Annotated in this window: 16 protein-coding genes; all 16 read right to left on the bottom strand. The window is 50.4% G+C overall.

The features are described from left to right. Positions 1 to 5: 5 nt before the first annotated feature. Positions 6 to 1,067 (bottom strand): transcription termination factor NusA, encoded by a 1,062-nt coding sequence (nusA, locus tag LPW40_RS01370; RefSeq protein ID WP_230821045.1) that lies wholly within the window; start codon positions 1,065 to 1,067, stop codon positions 6 to 8. A 13-nt stretch (positions 1,068 to 1,080) separates the two neighbouring features. After that, complete coding sequence (rimP, locus tag LPW40_RS01365; protein WP_230820451.1) at positions 1,081 to 1,548, bottom strand: ribosome maturation factor RimP; 468 nt, start codon at positions 1,546 to 1,548, stop codon at positions 1,081 to 1,083. Between the two features lie 119 nt (positions 1,549 to 1,667). Beyond that, a complete protein-coding gene (locus LPW40_RS01360) occupies positions 1,668 to 5,948 on the bottom strand; it encodes a PolC-type DNA polymerase III (RefSeq protein ID WP_230820450.1) in 4,281 nt (1,426 codons plus the stop codon). 38 nt (positions 5,949 to 5,986) lie between these two features. Next, positions 5,987 to 7,672, bottom strand: a complete 1,686-nt coding sequence (locus tag LPW40_RS01355; protein ID WP_230820449.1) for a proline--tRNA ligase — start codon at positions 7,670 to 7,672, stop codon at positions 5,987 to 5,989. Positions 7,673 to 7,683: 11 nt separating this feature from the next. After that, the gene (gene rseP, locus LPW40_RS01350; RefSeq protein ID WP_230820448.1) at positions 7,684 to 8,967 is read right to left on the bottom strand and encodes an RIP metalloprotease RseP; all 1,284 of its coding nucleotides are present in this window, start codon (positions 8,965 to 8,967) and stop codon (positions 7,684 to 7,686) included. A 5-nt stretch (positions 8,968 to 8,972) separates the two neighbouring features. After that, the gene (gene dxr / locus LPW40_RS01345) at positions 8,973 to 10,097 is read right to left on the bottom strand and encodes a 1-deoxy-D-xylulose-5-phosphate reductoisomerase (protein ID WP_230820447.1); all 1,125 of its coding nucleotides are present in this window, start codon (positions 10,095 to 10,097) and stop codon (positions 8,973 to 8,975) included. A gap of 19 nt (positions 10,098 to 10,116) precedes the next feature. After that, on the bottom strand, positions 10,117 to 10,911 hold the full coding sequence (locus tag LPW40_RS01340; protein ID WP_230820446.1) for a phosphatidate cytidylyltransferase: 795 nt from the start codon (positions 10,909 to 10,911) through the stop codon (positions 10,117 to 10,119). Between the two features lie 2 nt (positions 10,912 to 10,913). Next, positions 10,914 to 11,660, bottom strand: a complete 747-nt coding sequence (locus tag LPW40_RS01335) for an isoprenyl transferase (protein ID WP_230820445.1) — start codon at positions 11,658 to 11,660, stop codon at positions 10,914 to 10,916. A gap of 120 nt (positions 11,661 to 11,780) precedes the next feature. After that, positions 11,781 to 12,338, bottom strand: coding sequence for a ribosome recycling factor (frr, locus tag LPW40_RS01330; protein WP_230820444.1), 558 nt, complete (start codon positions 12,336 to 12,338; stop codon positions 11,781 to 11,783). Between the two features lie 22 nt (positions 12,339 to 12,360). Then, positions 12,361 to 13,083, bottom strand: a complete 723-nt coding sequence (pyrH, locus tag LPW40_RS01325; protein ID WP_230820443.1) for a UMP kinase — start codon at positions 13,081 to 13,083, stop codon at positions 12,361 to 12,363. Between the two features lie 69 nt (positions 13,084 to 13,152). Beyond that, on the bottom strand, positions 13,153 to 14,034 hold the full coding sequence (tsf, locus tag LPW40_RS01320) for a translation elongation factor Ts (protein WP_230820442.1): 882 nt from the start codon (positions 14,032 to 14,034) through the stop codon (positions 13,153 to 13,155). Positions 14,035 to 14,123: 89 nt separating this feature from the next. Then, positions 14,124 to 14,903: a 30S ribosomal protein S2 gene (gene rpsB / locus LPW40_RS01315; RefSeq protein WP_230820441.1), complete on the bottom strand. Its 780-nt coding sequence runs from the start codon at positions 14,901 to 14,903 to the stop codon at positions 14,124 to 14,126. A 150-nt stretch (positions 14,904 to 15,053) separates the two neighbouring features. Next, the gene (codY, locus tag LPW40_RS01310; protein ID WP_097038324.1) at positions 15,054 to 15,824 is read right to left on the bottom strand and encodes a GTP-sensing pleiotropic transcriptional regulator CodY; all 771 of its coding nucleotides are present in this window, start codon (positions 15,822 to 15,824) and stop codon (positions 15,054 to 15,056) included. A gap of 29 nt (positions 15,825 to 15,853) precedes the next feature. Beyond that, positions 15,854 to 17,227, bottom strand: coding sequence for an ATP-dependent protease ATPase subunit HslU (gene hslU / locus LPW40_RS01305; RefSeq protein ID WP_230820440.1), 1,374 nt, complete (start codon positions 17,225 to 17,227; stop codon positions 15,854 to 15,856). A gap of 13 nt (positions 17,228 to 17,240) precedes the next feature. Then, positions 17,241 to 17,780 (bottom strand): ATP-dependent protease subunit HslV, encoded by a 540-nt coding sequence (hslV, locus tag LPW40_RS01300; protein ID WP_097038320.1) that lies wholly within the window; start codon positions 17,778 to 17,780, stop codon positions 17,241 to 17,243. A gap of 4 nt (positions 17,781 to 17,784) precedes the next feature. Next, positions 17,785 to 18,666: a site-specific tyrosine recombinase/integron integrase gene (gene xerA / locus LPW40_RS01295; RefSeq protein ID WP_230821044.1), complete on the bottom strand. Its 882-nt coding sequence runs from the start codon at positions 18,664 to 18,666 to the stop codon at positions 17,785 to 17,787. Positions 18,667 to 18,833 lie beyond the last annotated feature (167 nt).

The raw sequence follows: 18,833 nt of genomic DNA, 5'->3' as shown, positions 1-18,833 counted from the left end.
TATTTTTAGTCCTGTTCGATGATGCCTTCTTCAACGGCATCGGATTCACTTTTAATATCAATTTTCCATCCTGTCAGCTTCGCCGCGAGTCTTGCGTTCTGCCCTCTTTTACCGATGGCGAGCGAGAGCTGGTTGTCCGGTACGATGACGACTGTGGACTGGTTGTCCTCATCAACAAGCACGTCGACGACCTGCGATGGGCTCAGGGCGTTTTTGACGAATACTTTAGGGTCGCTGTCCCAGAGGACGATGTCGATCTTCTCGCCCGACAGTTCATTCACGACTGCTTCAACCCTCGCACCTCTTGCGCCGACACATGAACCGACGGCATCGACGTCCGTATTTTCAGCATGCACACTGATTTTCGAACGTTCACCCGCTTCACGTGCCACACTCATGATTTCAACGGTGCCGTCATAGATTTCAGGCACTTCCTTCTCAAAGAGGCGCTTCAGCAGATTCGGGTGTGTCCGGGATACGAAAATCTGCGGACCTTTCGTCGTCTGCTCGACTTTATTGACATACACCTTGATGCGGTCATTCGGCTTATAAACCTCGTTCGGCATTCTTTCCGACTCGCTCAGGACGGCATCCGTGCGGCCGAGCTGGATATAGACGAAGCGGTGATCCACCCTGTCGATCAGGCCGGTCATCACTTCATCTTCCTTGTCGATGAATTCTTCATACAGTATGCCGCGTTCCGCATCGCGGAGACGCTGCATGACCGCCTGCTTTGCGGCCTGTGCGCCGACGCGGTTGAAGTCCTTCGGCGTGACATCTTCATCGTACGGATCGCCGATCTCATAAGCCGGGTTGACTGTGCGGGCAGTTTCAAGGTCCACTTCAGCCGTCGGATCCTCGACTTCCTCCACCACATCTTTCCGGGATATCACACGGTAGCTGCCGTTGGTGATGTTCAAATCAACTTTGACATTTTTATGCTGTGTGTAGTTCTTTTTATAGGCGGTCAGAAGCGCGGCTTCGATCGTCTCTATCAATATTTCCCTTGGAATGCTCTTTTCTTTTTCAAGATAGTCCATAGCATTCAATAATTCCTGATTCACAATTTATCTCCTCCGATCAGATTAGTACTGCTTTTCTTAAAGTGGCGATTTTTTCACGGTCAATCGTGACGGTCTTCTTCCTGGTCTTGTCTTTATATTCAACAGTCACAGTGTCCTGATCGTATGATTTCAATATGCCCGTCCACTCTTTTTCGCCGTCGATGTGCTGATAGGTCTTCACATAAATGCCGCTGTCCAGGGTCATCTCCAGGTCATCGTCATTTTTGATCGGACGCTCGGCTCCGGGCGAGGAGACATCCAGAAAATAAGCCCCTTTGACAATATCCCACTCATCCAGCTTTTCACTGATCACTTCACTGGCCGCAGCACAATCCTCAAGCGTTATGCCGCCCTTTTTATCAAGATAGAGCCTCAGGAAATTATCTTTACCTTCTTTGACGTATTGCACTTCAATGAGCTTGTAGTCGAGTGCTTCCAGCACCGGTGCAGCATTGTCGAAAACTTTTTGCTCAGTATGATTCATGCCAAAATCGCCTCCTTTAAACGTAAGAAAAGAACGGGCGGACCCGTTCTTCTCCTTGTGCATGAGTATTAATATCATTAACCATGTTACCATATTTCAAATTGTTATGCAACTTTACATCACAGGTCAAAGATGGACAGCTGTGCTTTGTCCGGGAGGTGGTCGAGTGTGCCGAGTTCGGTCATGTATTCGACCACTTTCTGTGCGACGCCGGCACGCTTGTTCAGATCCTCCTTGGAAATGAACGGCTCCTCTTCCCGTGTGGCGACGATGCGTTTCGCAACGTTCGCCCCAAGCCCCGGCACCGCGATGAACGGCGGGATGAGGCCATCTTCTGTGAGCTTGAATTCAAAGGCGTCGGACTTGTCGATGTCCACGGGGTGCATCTTGAACCCTCTGTGCGCCATCTCGTTCACGATCTCGAGTACGACCAGCGTATCTTTCTCCTTTTTCGACAGCTCGTGGAAATTGCTGTTCATCTCTTTGACTTTGTGGCGGATGGTGGATTTATCCTTCACCATCGTCAGAAGGTCGAAGTCCGACGCCCTGACGGTGAAGTAGCTCGCATAGTAATAGAGCGGATAGTGCACTTTGAAGTACGCGATGCGCACCGCCATCAGAACATACGCTGCAGCGTGGGCTTTCGGGAACATGTATTTGATCTTCTTGCAGGATTCTATATACCATTCCTCGACGCCGTTCTCCCGCATCGCCGCTTCATGCTCCTCGGTCAGGCCCTTCCCCTTCCTCACCTTCTCCATGATGTTGAAGGCGAGTGATGGTTCCAGTCCTTTGTACATCAGCGTCACCATGATGTCATCACGGCAGCCGATGACGTTGGATAAGTCGCACGTCCCCCTGCGGATCAGGTCCTGGGCGTTCCCGAGCCATACGTCCGTACCGTGGGAGAGTCCGGAAATCTGCACGAGCTCACTGAACGTGGACGGCTTCGTGTCCTCCAGCATCTGCCGGACGAATCCGGTGCCGAATTCCGGCACCCCGAGCGTCCCCGTCTTGCAGATGATGTCATCTTCCGTGACGCCGAGCGCTTTCGGCGAGCTGAAGAGGCTCATCGTCTCGGGGTCATCCGTCAGAAGCGTCTTCGGATCGATATGCGAGAGGTCCTGCAGCATGCGGATCATCGTCGGGTCGTCATGGCCCAGTATATCCAGCTTAAGCAGGTTGTTGTCTATCGAATGGAAGTCGAAATGGGTCGTCTTCCATTCCGCTTCGATGTCATCGGCCGGATACTGGATCGGTGTGAAGTCGAATATATCCATATGGTCGGGCACCACGATGATGCCGCCCGGATGCTGTCCGGTCGTCCGCTTCACTCCGGAACACCCTTTTACAAGACGGTCGATTTCAGCACCACGGCGCGTGATGCCATGGTCATTCATATAGCCCTTAACATAACCGTAGGCCGTCTTCTCGGCGACGGTGCCGATCGTCCCCGCCCTGAAGACATAGTCTTCACCGAACAGTTCTTTTGTATAGTTGTGCGCCTTCGGCTGATAGTCACCGCTGAAGTTCAAGTCGATGTCCGGAACCTTGTCCCCCTTGAATCCGAGGAACGTTTCGAACGGGATGTCCTGCCCCTCCTTGATGAGCGGGGCGCCGCATTTTTCGCATGACTTGTCCGGAAGGTCGTAGCCTGAAGATACGCTCCCGTCCGTGAAGAACTCCGTCTCCTTGCAGCCCGGGCATATATAATGCGGCGGCAGCGGGTTCACTTCGGTGATTTCCGTCATGGTCGCTACAAAGCTCGATCCCACGGAACCGCGGGAACCCACGAGATAGCCGTCATCCAGTGACTTCTTGACGAGCTTCTGGCTGATGAGGTAGATGACGCTGAACCCGTTGCCGATGATGCTCTCAAGCTCTTTTTCAAGCCTCTCCACCACGATGGCGGGCAGGTCCTCCCCGTACAGCGCTTTGGCATTGCTGTAGCTCATGTCCCTGATCTCGTCATTCGCACCTTCTATATTCGGCGTGAAGAGGTCATCCTTGATCGGTTTTACGACATCGATGCTGTCCACAAGGTCGTTCGGCGCGTCAATCACAATCCTCCGCCGCGTCGCTTCATCAAGGAAGCTGAAGTCCTCATACATCTCCGCCGTCGAACGGAAGTGCGCATCCGGCAGGTTGCCCCGGCTGAGCGGGTTCCCCGGGTTGCTCTTGACCAGGATTTCACGGCACAGTTTATCCGATTCATCGAGGTAATGCACATTCCCCGTCGCAACGACCGGTTTGCCGAGTTCATCTCCTGCCTTGATGATGTTTCGGATGATTTCCTCAAGCGTCTCCTCGCTCCTCACGATCTCCCTGTCGAGCAGCCTTCTGTAGAGCGGCTTCGGGAACACTTCGAGATAGTCGTAGAATTCCGCAACCTTCTTTGCATCCTCATAAGGTTTCTGCATCATTGCGGTGAACACTTCGCCCTGATCGCATGCACTGCCGACCAGTATGCCTTCCCGGTGCTTCTCGAGGACGTTTTTACGGATCCTCGGCATCCTGTAGAAGTGGTCCGTCAGTGAATACGACACGATCTTGAAGAGGTTTTTGAGCCCCGTCTGGTTTTTTACGAGCAGCGTGGCATGGGAAGGCATTGCACGCTTGTATGCCTCCTCGCTCATGAGCTTCTCGTTGATTTCCATATGATTGGTCACACCAAGTTCCTTCAGCTGGTAAAGCATCTTGATGAATATATAGGCGGTGGCCTCCGCATCATAGATTGCACGGTGATGCTGCGTCAGTTCGACATTGTACTTTTTGGCGAGGATGTTCAGCCCGTGCTTTTTGAAGTCGGTGTTGATCGTCCGTGACAGCTCGAGCGTATCGATGACGCCGTTCTGATAGCTGCCGAGCCCTTCCTTCTGATAGGCCGCTTCTATGAAGCTCATATCAAAGCTTGCATTATGCGCAACGAATATGGCATCACCGACCCATTCCTTGAAGTCGGTGATCACTTCACTGATGGGCGGTGCACCGGTGAGCATATCATCCGTGATGCCGGTGATTTCCTTGATCGTCTCCGTCAGCGGCTCTCCCGGGTTGCTGAAAGCCTCGAAACGGTCGATGATCTCGCCGCCCCTCACTTTCACGCCCGCGAGTTCGATGATCTTATCATATTTGGAGGACAGTCCCGTCGTCTCCACGTCGAAGACGACGAATTCATGATCTTCAAGGTCGATGTCCTGGGGATTGTATGCGATGTCCGCCCCGTCATCGACGAGGAGGCCTTCCATGCCGAATATGACTTTCACACCGGTGTCGAGCGATGCATAATACGCATCCGGGAAGGCCTGGACGTTGTTGTGGTCCGTGACCGCGATCGCCTTATGGCCGAAGTCCTTCGCCCTTTTCACGAATTCACCGATATTATTCAGTCCGTCCATCTGGCTCATTGCAGAATGCAGATGGAGCTCCACACGTTTTTCTTCCATCGGGTCGCGGGCGGGCGGTTTATTGACCGCCGTCAGGTTTTTGATGTTCAAAACGAGGTCTTTTACGAAATCATCGTATTCGACGTTGCCCTCGATGATCACCCAGTCATTTTCGCTGAGTGCATCGAATACGGCTTCATCGCCCTTGTTGTTCCTTGAGAACATTTTGGCGCTGATCGAGTCACTGTAGTCGGTGATCTTGATGTTCAGTATCTGCCTGCCCGTCCGGAGCACTTTGATGTCCTTATCGAAGATGACGCCTTCGACTTTCACATTGAACTCTTCATCGATGATGTTGTTGAGCGGTCTCACACCGTCGAATCCGACGTATTTGCCGATCTGCTTCTCAACCGCTCCGGCATCATTGTTCTGCTGCTCCTTCATCTCTTCCTGATGCGAAATGAAATTCTGGACGAGTTCCGTCTTCTCCTCCTGCAGGCGGTTCTCAAGATTCTCACGCTTCTCGGCATCAAGATGCGCATCCACTGCAAACTCTATATCCCCGATCGCCATGCCGAATTCATGGTAGGCCGCCTTCAGGTTGCCATTGACGTGCTTGTTGAAATGGGATCTTGTGATCTCATTCTGCACATTGAAGATCAGCACGCCGTCCCTGTATTCCTTCTTACAGTTCAAAAGCTGGTATCTGACATTATCATTGATCCCGAGATGCAGCAGGATATCCTCCAGATAATCGATCACATTGTCATCCGAAAAATGATCGCTCGTCAAAGTCACTCTGACATCCGCAATATCCGCAAATGCCTTTTTGATACTGTCGATCAATAAAAGCCTGAGTGACGCGGGAATCAGCTTTTCAAAGTGCAGCTGGAAGTGGAATATCCTCTGTTCATCGTCCACAACGATTTTTTTGAGCACCCCACTTGTGAGGTGCTCATTCATTTCTATATTCGCCTGTGATAATAATATTTTAAACTGCTCATGCCCTTGCATTCACAACACTCCTAAACCTGTTTTGCCGGCCGGATGCATCAATTTTCATCTATGAACTTTAAAACATCAGCAATATCGACATCTTCACTTTTTTTATCCGTACGCCGCTTCACTTCGACCATGCCGTCCTTCGCGCCGCGTCCGACGACTATGCGGTAAGGGAGGCCGATGAGGTCCGAATCGGCGAACTTGACGCCGGCCCTTTCATTGCGGTCATCATACAGAACCCTGTATTTTTCCTGCAGCGATTCATAAAGCGCTTCAGCAGCATTCAGGATCGTCTCATCCTTTGTGTTCGCCGTGATGATATGGACATCGAATGGTGTCACTGACTTCGGCCATATGATGCCGCGCTCGTCATGGTGGCTCTCGATTATTGCAGAGAGCGTCCTTGAGACACCCACGCCATAGCAGCCCATCATGACAGGCACGCTTCTGCCGTTCTCATCCAGCACGTTCAGTCCCATGGATTCGGAATACTTCGTCCCGAGCTTGAACACCTGGCCGACTTCGATGCCCTTCATGAACCTGACCGGTCCGCTGCCGTCCGGTGCGGTCTCACCTTCGTTGATGAACCTGAAGTCCCCGGTGCCCCGCACTTCAAAGTCCCTCGTGTGGTTCACATTGATATAGTGATGGCCGGTTTCATTAGCCCCTGTCGGATAGTTCACCATCGCATCCACCTGATAATCCAGGTAGACCGGGATCTCCGTATTGACAGGACCGAGGCTGCCCGGTGTGGCATTGAAGTGCTGCACGATTTCCTCTTCGGTCGCAAATTCGATCTCTTCCTCCGCATTGAAGAAAGATTTCACTTTGACATCGTTCAGCTCCTGGTCGCCGCGCACGAGGATCATCAGGAACTCACCGTTGATCTTGACGACCATCGTCTTCGTCGTCTCATGCAGCGGGATGCCGAGATGGTCCGCCAGTGACTGGCATGTTGTGACACCCGGTGTCTCAACTTTTTCGAGTGCCTTTTCCGCATCCGTCGATTTTTCAACCGGCTGGCATTCGGCTTTTTCGATGTTCGCCGCATAATCGCTCTCTTCGGTATAGGCGATCGTATCTTCACCGATGTCGGCAAGCGCCATGAATTCATGCGTATGGCTGCCGCCGATCGCGCCGGAATCCGCTTCGACCGCACGGTAGTTCAGGCCCATGCGTGAGAAGATGTTCTCATATGCCTGATACATGTCATTGTACGTTTTCGTAAGTGATGCATCATCCGTATGGAACGAATAGGCATCCTTCATGATGAACTCCCTGCCGCGGAGCAGCCCGTACCTCGGACGGAGTTCATCGCGGAATTTCGTCTGGATCTGGTAGAGCGTGAGCGGCAGCTTCTTATAGCTCCTGAGTTCATCCCTGAGGAGGGCCACGATCATTTCCTCATGCGTCGGCCCGAGTGCGAATTCACGGCCGTGGCGGTCGTTCATCCTCATCAGTTCATTGCCGTACGCATCCCAGCGCCCGGACTCCTCCCACAACTCCTTCGGGTGCAGCACGGGCATATGAATCTCAACGCCGCCGATCTTATTCATCTCTTCGCGGACGATTTTCTCTATGTTGTGCAGTACAAGCCTTGTGATCGGCAGGTATGTGTAGATCCCGCTCGCCATCTGCTTGATCATCCCCGCCTTCAGCATCAGGCGGTGGCTGAGGCTCTCAGCATCCTGCGGTGTCTCTCTTAAAGTCGGGATAAACATTTGTGACTGTCTCATGTGACTCACTCCTATAGGAAAAATGTTTTGATGTCGTTCCAGGTGACAAGCACCATGATGACTAATACGAATAATACGCCTGCAAGCTGTATGTTGAGTTCCACCCTTTTATTGAGCGGTTTTCTGAATATGCCTTCGTACAGGACGAACAATATGCGTCCGCCGTCGAGTGCCGGTATCGGCAGCAGGTTCATGATGCCGAGGTTGACGCTCAGCACAGCCGTGAAGTTCATCAGCACAAGGAGGCCCTGTGATGCGACTTCCTCCGTCACCACATATATGCCGACCGGTCCGTTCAGCATATCGAAGGAGAATGTACCTTCAAAAATGCTCAGGAACAGCTGCACGACAAGTTCGAATATCAGCGTGCCCATCTCGTATGTCTGCTGGACGCCCCACCACAGCGGTGCGATGACGCCCTCTTCAAAGTCGTGGCCTATGCCGATGATCAGCCGTTCGACCACTTCGCCATCGGGCAGTTCGGTCTCCTCAACCATCGGGGTCATTTCGACTTCCCTCACATCACCGTCATTTTCAACGGTGATATCAAGTTCCGATCCGCCTTCCTGCTGGATGATCGCGGACATATGGTCCCAGTTCTCTACTTCGGTGCCGTTGATCTCAAGCAGGCGGTCCCCTTCCTCGAGCCCCGCCTCTTCAGCGGGTGTATCTTCGGCGACGACGCCGACAACCGGTTCATCGGACGGCTTGCCGTTGATGTAGAACAGGAGGGTGAATAATACGAATGCCAGTACAAAGTTCATCAAAGGTCCTGCAAATAAAGTCCAGAACCTCGCCATGACGGATTTCGATTCGAAGCGCGCAGATGCCGGTGCAATGCGCTCAAGCTCGGAATCCTGAACGAAATAAGCTTCATGTGCGATTTTATATGAAGTTTCAACATCGTCGTATGTACGCACGGCTCTTACATTCATGGCCTTCCGGATATCCGCCTCGACCACTTCTACTTCCTCTATGTCATTGAAGTTGTGCTTATCATCTAGCAGGACGTGGGTGATCTCACCGAGGTCGTTCAATTTCAGCTGGACGCGCATTCCGGGGTTCAGGGGGTTGATCTCCATATCGCTGGAGGCCATTCTGACATAGCCGCCCACCGGCAGCAGCCGGATGGTATAGACGGTGTCATTGAATTTATAGGAAAAAATCTTTGGTCCCATTCCGATGGCAAACTCGGGACACATTATACCTGCACGTTTTGCAACTATCAGGTGGCCAAGTTCGTGAACAGTGACCAGCACACCGAATACGACTATAAAAGCTAAAATGCCGGTCAAATCTATCACCTCATGTCCGATTTAAATATTTCATCATAATAAAGGATCGTTTCCAAATCAGGTTCATCGATCACTTCATGTGCGTTCATACGTAATTCTACTATCTTTTCTATATCAAGAAAAGAAATCTCACCTTTCAGGAAACGGTCCACGGCATACTCGTTCGCTGCGTTCATGACCGCGGGCATCGTACCGCCGGTTTCAACCGCTTCATATGCAAGCTTCAGCATCCTGAAACGGTCGAAATCCATCGGTTTGAAGTTCAGCTGGGTGAGCGTGTTGAGATCGAGCGGGTTGTCCATCGGCAGGCGTTCGGGATAACTGAAGGCGAACTGGATCGGCCCTTTCATATCCGAATTGCCGAGCTGTGCGATGATGCTGTTGTCCACGAACTCGACCATCGAGTGTATCGTGCTCTCCCTGTGGAGGAGCGTGGAGATCTTATCGATGTCGAGATCGAACAGCCATTTCGCCTCGATGACTTCGAGCCCTTTATTCATCATGGTGGCGGAGTCGATCGTGATCTTCTTGCCCATCGCCCAGTTCGGATGGTTCAGTGCATCGGCAAGCGTCACATCATCCAGCTGATCTCTTGAAAGATCCCTGAATGAACCGCCGCTCGCGGTGATGATGAGCCGTTTGATCTCGGAGGGGGATTCTCCCCTTAAGCACTGGAAGATTGCGGAATGTTCCGAATCCACGGGGAGGATGTTCACATTGTGCGCCCTCGCCTTCTGCATCACGATCTCTCCTGCAGCAACAAGCGTCTCCTTGTTTGCAAGCGCAATGTCCTTGCCCATCTCGATCGCCTTAAGCGTGGGACCGAGGCCGACGCTGCCCATGATTGCAGTGAGGAGCATATCACTGTCATCTGCGGCGACGGCGAGGAGCCCTTCTTCCCCGCTTATGAACTCGATTGTCGGGTACTCCGACTGAAGTGCTTTCCTGTCGCCTTCATCCATTACGGAGACCATCTTCGGGGTGATGGATGCGAGTATCTCACGCAGTCCGTCCACATTGCGCCCGATTGACAGGCTTTCAAGTTCGAAACGGTCCGGGTTGTCCTTCAGCACCTCGATCGCCTGTGTCCCGATGGACCCTGTCGCTCCCAGTATTGAAATCTTCTTCATGTTCCACACTCCATTAAACTCAGCTCACCAATGGCAGTATATTCATCAGTGGCAAAACAAATATAAAACTGTCGAAACGGTCCAGCACACCGCCGTGGCCCGGCAGCAGGCTGCCGGAATCCTTGACGTCGAAATGGCGTTTCAGAGCGGACTCGACAAGGTCGCCGAGCTGTCCCGCCACGCTCAGTATCATCGTATAAATGATCAGCAGTATCACATTCGGGTGATCAAGCAGGCCGAATACGCTGAATATGATTGCAAGCAGCACACTCGACAGGATCCCGCCGATGAAGCCTTCCACCGTCTTGTTCGGGCTGATCTGCGGCCACAGTTTCCTTTTGCCGAATGCACGGCCCGATAAATAAGCACCTGTATCCGTCATCCATACGATGAGAAGTGCATACAGGATGAAGATGAGGCCGGCTTCCCTCGTCTCGTAAAAGTACATGAACCCGATGCCGATGTATGCGACCGCAAGCACGCAGAAACCCATATCCACGAATGTGAACCGGTTCTTGCTGATGACGGTGAAACTCAGCATAAGAAGCGCCATGACGATGATCATATCAATCTGCGCGTCAGTGACCATGGGGAGGAACGGGTAGTCTGCCCGGGGCAGGAGGATGATCGATAAGGCGATCAAAGAAAGTATGCCCGGGATGGAAAATATATGTATACGGTTCATCTTCAGTATCTCGTACAAAGCGGTCAGAGCAAGAAGATAGACTGTAATGAGCATCGGCCAGCTGCCGATGATGATGATGGGAATGAAAATCAGCAATGCTATGACAGCAGTAATCGTCCTTGTCTTCACACTTATTCCTCCTTATCGTTCAGTCCGCCAAAACGTCTGTCACGCCTTCTGTACTGTTCTATCAGTTCGTCCATTTCCTCTGCGGAGAATTCAGGCCACAATGTGTCGGTGAAAAAAAGTTCACTGTAGGAAGACTGCCAGAGCAGGAAGTTGCTCAGCCGGTATTCCCCGCTTGTCCTGATGATCATTTCCGGGTCCGGCGCCGGTGCAGTCATGAGATAACGGCCGACGGTTTCATCATTCAACGCTTCAAGTGAAAGATGCCCGCCGTTGATGTCCTCGTGCATCGCCCTGAAAGCCTGGATGAGTTCATCCCTGCCCCCGTAATTGAGCGCAAATATGAGGTTCAGCCCCGTATTGTCCGCAGTTTCATCCACCGCTTTCATCACCGCTTTGATCGTATGCTTCGGCAGGCCTTCCAAATTGCCTATTACCGTCACTTTAACATTCTTTTCGATGAGTTCGGGTAAAAACGTCCCGAGGAAATCACCCGGGAGCTTCATCAGATAACTCACCTCAGAGCTTGGTCTGCTCCAATTTTCGGTTGAAAATGCATACAGTGTCAAATATTTTATCCCTATATCAGAGGCATGTCTCGTGATACGTTTTACATTCTGCATACCTTCATAATGACCATGTACACGCGGCCGTTTCTTCATCTGGGCATACCGCCCGTTGCCGTCCATGATCATTGCTATATGTAAAGGTAAGTCCTTCGTCATCTTCGGTTCTTTTTTTCTACCTAACATATGGTCCTCCACAAGAATTATATTTATTAGTATACATCTATACCTATATCGACTCAATCAGTTTATTGTAACATAAGAATGCATAAAAAAAGAGCAGGTTCAACCTGCTCGCTGTTTTGGCTAAACTTCCAAAATATCTTTCTCTTTTTCATCACAGAGGGCATCGATCTTCTTGATCGAGTCATCCGTCAGCTTCTGGACATCTTCAGTGTAGCTGCGAAGCTCATCCTCTGAAATTTCGCCGTCTTTTTCGATTTTCTTAAGCTTATCATTGGCTTCACGGCGGATGTTCCTGACGGACACCTTGGCCTCTTCGCCTTCTTTACGTGCATCTTTGACGAATTCTTTCCTGCGCTCCTCAGTCAGCTGGGGGACTGTGATGCGGATCATCGTTCCGTCGCTCGTAGGGTTGATGCCGAGGTCCGCCTGCTGGATCGCCTTCAGGACATCATCAACGGAATTCTTATCATATGGTGTGACAGTCAGCATCCTCGCTTCAGGCACTGCGATCGTGGCCAGCTGGTTCACAGGTGTCGGTGCACCATAGTAGTCCACGGTCACCCTCTCGAGAAGGCTTGCATTGGCATGGCCTGTGCGGATTCCCGCAAGTTCCCTCTGCAGGCTTTCAATGGATTTCTGCATTCTGCTTTTTGCATCTTTTAGTATTGCATCACTCATTTGATTCTCTCCTACCAAATTTTTATTTATTGATGGTCGTACCGATTGATTCACCGGAAACTGCACGTTTGATGTTGCCCTGCTCTGTAATTGAAAATACCACAAGTGGAATGTCGTTGTCCATACAGAAGGAGGAAGCGGTCGCATCCATCACCTGCAGGTTTTCCTGAAGCATTTCCATATACGTCAGATTATCATACTTGAATGCTTTGTCGTCGAACTTCGGATCTGCAGAATAAACCCCATCGACATTGTTTTTGCCCATTAGGATCACGTCCGCCTCGATCTCCGCCGCACGGAGTGCCGCAGTCGTATCCGTTGAGAAGTACGGATTGCCGATGCCGGCGGCGAATATGACGATGCGCCCCTTTTCAAGGTGCCTGATTGCACGGCGGCGTATATACGGCTCCGCGACCTGCTTCATCTCTATTGAAGTCAGCACCCGCGTTTCGCAGTCGAGCTGCTCCAGGCTGTCCTGCAGTGCAAGGGAGTTCATGACTGTTGCAAGCATGCCCATATAATCGGCTGTACCGCGGTCCATACCGAGGTCACTGCCGGTCTTGCCCCTCCATATATTGCCGCCGCCGACGATGACGGCGATCTCGACGCCAAGTGCCTTCGCTTCGACCACCTGTTCCGAGATATTCTTAATGACGGCGGGATTGATGCCGAAACCGTCGTCCCCTGCCAGTGCCTCGCCACTGAGCTTTAATACAATTCTTTTGAAAGTTGAAGATTCAGCCATTATATTTCCCTCACTTATGATATTTGATGAGCTAATTTTAGAAAAAAAGACACCGAAGTGTCTTTTTCATTACTTATTCACTTGACCCATGACCTCATCAGCGAAGTTTTCTTCTCTCTTCTCAATACCTTCTCCCACTTCGAAGCGGACGAAATCGACCAGTTTCGCATCGTGGTTCTGAAGATATTTCTCGACTGTGATGTCAGAGTCTTTTACGAATGGCTGGTTTACAATGCTGATGTCTTCAAGATACTTGCGCATTCTGCCTTCAACCATCTTATCGACGATGTTTTCCGGCTTGCCTTCGTTGAGTGCCTGTTGCTTGAGGATTTCCCTCTCGTGATTGAGTTCCTCTTCAGGAACCTGATCGGAAGATACATATTTCGGGTTGAGCGCTGCTGCGTGCATGGCCACACCTTTAGCCACTTCAGCATCAGTCGTGCCGTCGACTACAGACAGGACACCGATGCGTCCGCCCATGTGCAGATACTCGCCGAATGCGCCATTGTCCGTCTTCTCAGCAAGGACGAATCTTCTCAGTGTCAGCTTTTCACCGATTTTGGAAACGGCTTCCGTCATTTTCTCTTCAACCGTCTGGCCGTCGAGTTCAGACTTGTTCAATGCTTCGACATTTTCAGGTTTTGTTTCAAGGATGTGGTCTGCGATATCTTTGACCAGCTGCTGGAAATCTTCGTTGCGTGCAACAAAGTCCGTTTCGGAGTTGATTTCAACAATCACTCCGTCATTGCCTTTGGACGCTACATGAACGAGGCCTTCTGCTGCAATGCGGTCAGCTTTCTTCGCTGCTTTGGCAATGCCTTTTTCACGCAGGTAGTCAGCTGCAGCATCGATGTCCCCGTCAGTTTCCTGGAGTGCTTTTTTACAATCCATCATTCCTGCACCTGTTTTTTCACGTAATTCTTTTACTAATTTTGCTGAAATAGTAGCCATAAATTTATCCTCCTGGAAATAATATTTTAAAAAAGGTGATAAGAGAGTTAACTTATCACCGATATTATCATCATCTCGTCTGTCAGAGATTATTCGCTTTTAACTTCTGCAGGCGTTGTTTCTTCTGCAGTTTCAGTAGATTCTTCCAGATCGATGTTCTGATCCGCTGCAACTTCCTCATCGGAGACACCTTGTCTGCCTTCCAGAACAGCATCCGCCATTTTGCTTGTCATCAGGCGTACTGCACGGATTGCATCGTCGTTCGCCGGAATCACATAATCCACTTCATCCGGGTCACAGTTGGTGTCAACCATTGCCACGATCGGAATGTTTAATTTTTTGGCTTCTGCGATCGCATTGCGCTCTTTGCGAGGGTCAACGATGAAGATCGCTTTCGGCATTTCTTTCATATCGCGGATACCGCCGAGGAATTTGATCAGGCGATCATATTCTTTGCGGAGTTCCACAACTTCTTTTTTAGGAAGCACGTCGAAAGTTCCGTCCGCTTCCATTTTTTCGATTTCATCAATACGTCTGATACGCTTTGAGATCGTCTTGTAGTTAGTCAGGATACCGCCGAGCCATCTCTGGTTGACATAAAGCTGTCCAGCTCTTTCGGCTTCTTCTTTGATGGCGTCCTGTGCCTGTTTCTTGGTACCTACGAACAGGACTTTGCCGCCGTCTTCAGAAATTTCTTTGACGAAATTGTAAGCTTCCGCCACTTTCTTGACTGTTTTCTGCAAGTCGATGATATAGATGCCGTTCCTCTCAGTGAAGATGTATTTCTTCATCTTCGGGTTCCAACGGCGTGTCTGGTGTCCGAAATGCACACCTGCTTCGAGCAGTTGTTTCATAGTAATTACTGCCATTATAATTTCCTCCTTTTGTTGTTACCTCCAGTATCACTGGATGAAACCACCCTTCCGGGCAACCGGTCCCACATTCATGACACTGTGTGTAATCGGCAAATTTTAGCCGTTTAATAATATACCATATCTTTCAATTAAAATCAAACCTCTTTAGCTGTCTTTTCTCAGTTCAGGCAGGAAGTCCTCTTTTTTGACTTTGATGAACGTCCCTTTCATGCCGAGGGAACGTGATTCGATGACGCCTGCACTCTCCAGCTTCCTGAGGGCGTTCACGATCACCGAACGCGTGATGCCGACCCTGTCCGCCACTTTGGATGCGACGAGAAGGCCTTCGTCCGCATTCAGTTCATCGAAGATGTGTTCGATCGCTTCCCTCTCCGAGTATGACAATGAACGTATGGCCATTGCGATGCTTGCCTTGTCCCTTGCCTTCTGTTCGATCTCTTCATGCTTCTCCCTTAAGATCTCCATGCCGACGACAGTCGTCGCATACTCGGCAAGGACCAGATCTTCCTCGCTGAACGGCTGTGATACACGGCCGAGCGCAAGTGTGCCGAGACGCTCTCCGCCGCCGTAGATCGGCAAAATCGTCGTTTCGGAATCCTGGAAGGAATCTTCGGTAGGGAAGATCGTCAGTTCATCGCTGAAATCGATGTTTTCGGTCGTTTCGCTGATCCTCATCAGCTTGTTCACATATTCATCCGGAAAGCGCCGGTTTTCAAGCATTTCAACAATCCGCTCATTCTCGATCTTATGATTGACGCCGACGCCGAGCAGCTTGCCTTTCCTTGATACGATGAAGACGTTGCATTCGAGCACGCGGCTCACTTTTTTGGATACTTCATTGAAATCCACCTTCACACCTGAATGGCTTTGGATCAAAGTGTTGATTTCTCTTGTTTTTTGCAGTAATGAACTCATTTGGAATTCCCCTTTTATGATTTTATAATTTATAGTATGAATCTGCTTAAATTCTTATCTTCCTGAATGTGTGACAGCTTGCTGTTCACATATTGCTTCGTGATCTCGACATGTGCGCCCTGCATATTGCTTGCTTCGAACAGCAGTTCTTCAAGCAGCGTCTCAAGTATCGTATGCAGTCTTCTTGCCCCGATGTCGTCCGTATCCGTATTGACCTGATGGGCGGTTTTCGCAAGTTCGGCAAGCGCCTCATCGGTGAATGATATGGTGACATCCTCGGTCTGAAGCAGTGCTTCGTACTGTCTGATCAATGAACGTTTCGGTTCTTTCAATATCTTTTCGAAGTCTTCATCCGTGAGCTTGTCGAGCTCGACCCTGATCGGGAAACGGCCCTGAAGTTCAGGTATGAGATCACTCGGTTTTGATACGTGGAAGGCCCCCGCCCCGATGAACAGTATGTGCTCGGTGTCGATTGCACCGTATTTCGTCTGCACCCTGCTGCCCTCGACGATCGGGAGTATGTCCCTCTGGACGCCTTCCCGGGATACATCACCGGAGTTCTGTCCGCCTTTGGCGATCTTATCCATCTCATCGATGAAGATGATCCCCATCGTTTCAGCCAGATTGATCGCTTCGTCATTGACATTGTCCGTATCGATGATTTTCTCCGCTTCTTCACGGCTTAAATATTCACGCGCCTTTTTTACGGGCATGGTGCGCTTATGCTTCTTTTTCGGCATGAACTGCTTGAACATATCCTGCATGCCGGATTCTTCCATGCCGGGCATCATCATGCCCATTGAATTCTGTTCCTGTTCGACTTCAATCGTCACTTCTTCGTCTTCCAGGTAGCCGTTCAAAAGCTTCGCGCGGAGGCTCCGGCGCCTGTCCCTGACTTCGGGCGTGACTTCCTCTTCCGTCTCCTGAGCAGCCTGCTGGTTCATCAGCGCCTCGAACGGGTTGGTCGTCGTCTTCTCTTTTTTGAAGCCGGGGGCGAGCAGCGCGAGGAGCCGCTCATTGGCGAGCTCTTCCGCCTGATCCTTCACAAGTTTCATCTTCTCATCCTTGACGAGTTTGACACTTGCTTCGACCAGATCCCTGACCATGCTCTCCACATCACGTCCGACATAGCCGACTTCAGTGAACTTCGTCGCCTCCACTTTCGTGAAGGGCGCACCCGTAAGCCTGGCCATGCGCCTTGCGATTTCGGTCTTTCCGACGCCCGTCGGGCCGATCATCAGTATATTCTTAGGGATGACCTCATCCCTGAGATCGTCATCCAGCATCATCCTTCTGAAACGGTTCCGCATCGCGATGGCGACTTTCTTCTTCGCCTCGCCCTGACCAATGATGTCTTCATCCAATCTCGATGTTATTTCTCTTGGCGTTAAATTCTGTTTCAATATAAACGCTCCTTTAATCGATAGATTCCACTATTATATTATCGTTTGTGAACACGCAGACTTCACTTGCGATAAGCAGACTGTTGTAGGCGATCTCTTTTGCCGAAAGCTCGCTGCTGTAGCGCTTCAGGGCACGCCCTGCACTGAGGGCGTAGTTGCCGCCGCTGCCGATGGCGAGTATGCCGTCATCGGGTTCGATCACTTCACCGGTGCCCGAGACGAGCAGCAGTGTCTCTTTATCCATGACGATCAGCATCGCCTCAAGCTGCCTCAGCATCTTATCGCCGCGCCATTCCTTCGCAAGCTCGACGGCCGCCCGCTGCAGGTTGCCGTTATAAGCATGAAGGTTGGCTTCGAATTTTTCAAATAAAGTGAATGCATCCGCCACACTGCCCGCAAAACCTGCAACGACTTTGTCATCGAAAAGCCTGCGCACTTTCTTTGCAGTATGCTTCATCACCACCTGATTGCCGAGGGTGACCTGTCCGTCCCCGGCGATCGCCCTTGAGCCGTTATGCTGTATCGCAAATATCGTGGTACCTTTTATAGCCATTATTTCACCTCTTCTGATTACCTGGATGTGTCTTCAAATATGTCTTTCTCAGCTGTTCTTTGGAAATATGCGTATATTTCTGGGTCGTCTGCAGTGACTCATGTCCCAGCAGTTCCTGCACCGCCCGGATGTCCGCACCATTGTTCAAAAGATGCGTCGCGAAGCTGTGCCTCAGCTTATGCGGATGAAGGTCAAAGTTTTCAGCACTCCTCTTGACCATCATATCCAATACATGACGCAGGCCGCGCACCGTCAGCGGTTCAAGCCGGTAATTGAGCCATAATGCATCGTTATGATCGATGTGTTTTTTGAAATGCTCTATATATTCAAGCAGACTTGCTCTGGCACTTTCATTGAATGGGACGATTCTTTCCTTATTGCCTTTACCATGCACCTTCAATATCATATAATTGAAATCTATCCGATCCCTTCTCAGGGTGATCAGTTCGGAAGCCCGGATGCCTGTGGCGTAAAGCAGCTCGAGTATCGCTTTATCCCTTAAATACATCCTGCTGCTCTGATCGAGTGATTCGAACAGTGCATTGATTTCATTCTCATATAAAAAGGTGGGCAGGGCTTTTTCTTTCTTGGGGAAAGGCAGGCTCAAAAATGGATGGTTTTCAACTACGCCGGCTTCAATCAGAAAATGGTAGTAACTCCGCAAGGTTGAAATCTTCCTGGAGACGGTGGCTCTTTTAAGCCCCTTATCATAAAGTGATGATAAGTAGTTCCTCGCATCAAGATATTTGAAAGTCCCGACTGCCAGGCCTTCGCTCTCCAGGAAAGCATGGAATTCATCGATGTCCGTGCCGTAGCTCCTGATCGTATGGTCCGATAAATTCCTCTGATAAAGCAGCCTGTCCAAAAAGCGTTCTTTATAGCCGATTGACCTCGCCCCCTTCCCTTCAGAATATTATCACAATTCCAAATAGTCTTTCAATAAATAGCATCGTCGCTAAGCATATATGCCCCTTAAACATTTTAATATATTTCACGGATAATTGCACACAATACTATGAATATTATCAATAAATCATCTAATTCGTTTATTCA

This window comes from Salinicoccus halitifaciens (genome assembly GCF_021026095.1).
Classification (GTDB): domain Bacteria; phylum Bacillota; class Bacilli; order Staphylococcales; family Salinicoccaceae; genus Lacicoccus; species Lacicoccus halitifaciens.
The sequence above is the reverse complement of the archived record's forward strand: the minus strand, read 5'-3'. Positions and strand labels throughout refer to the sequence as shown.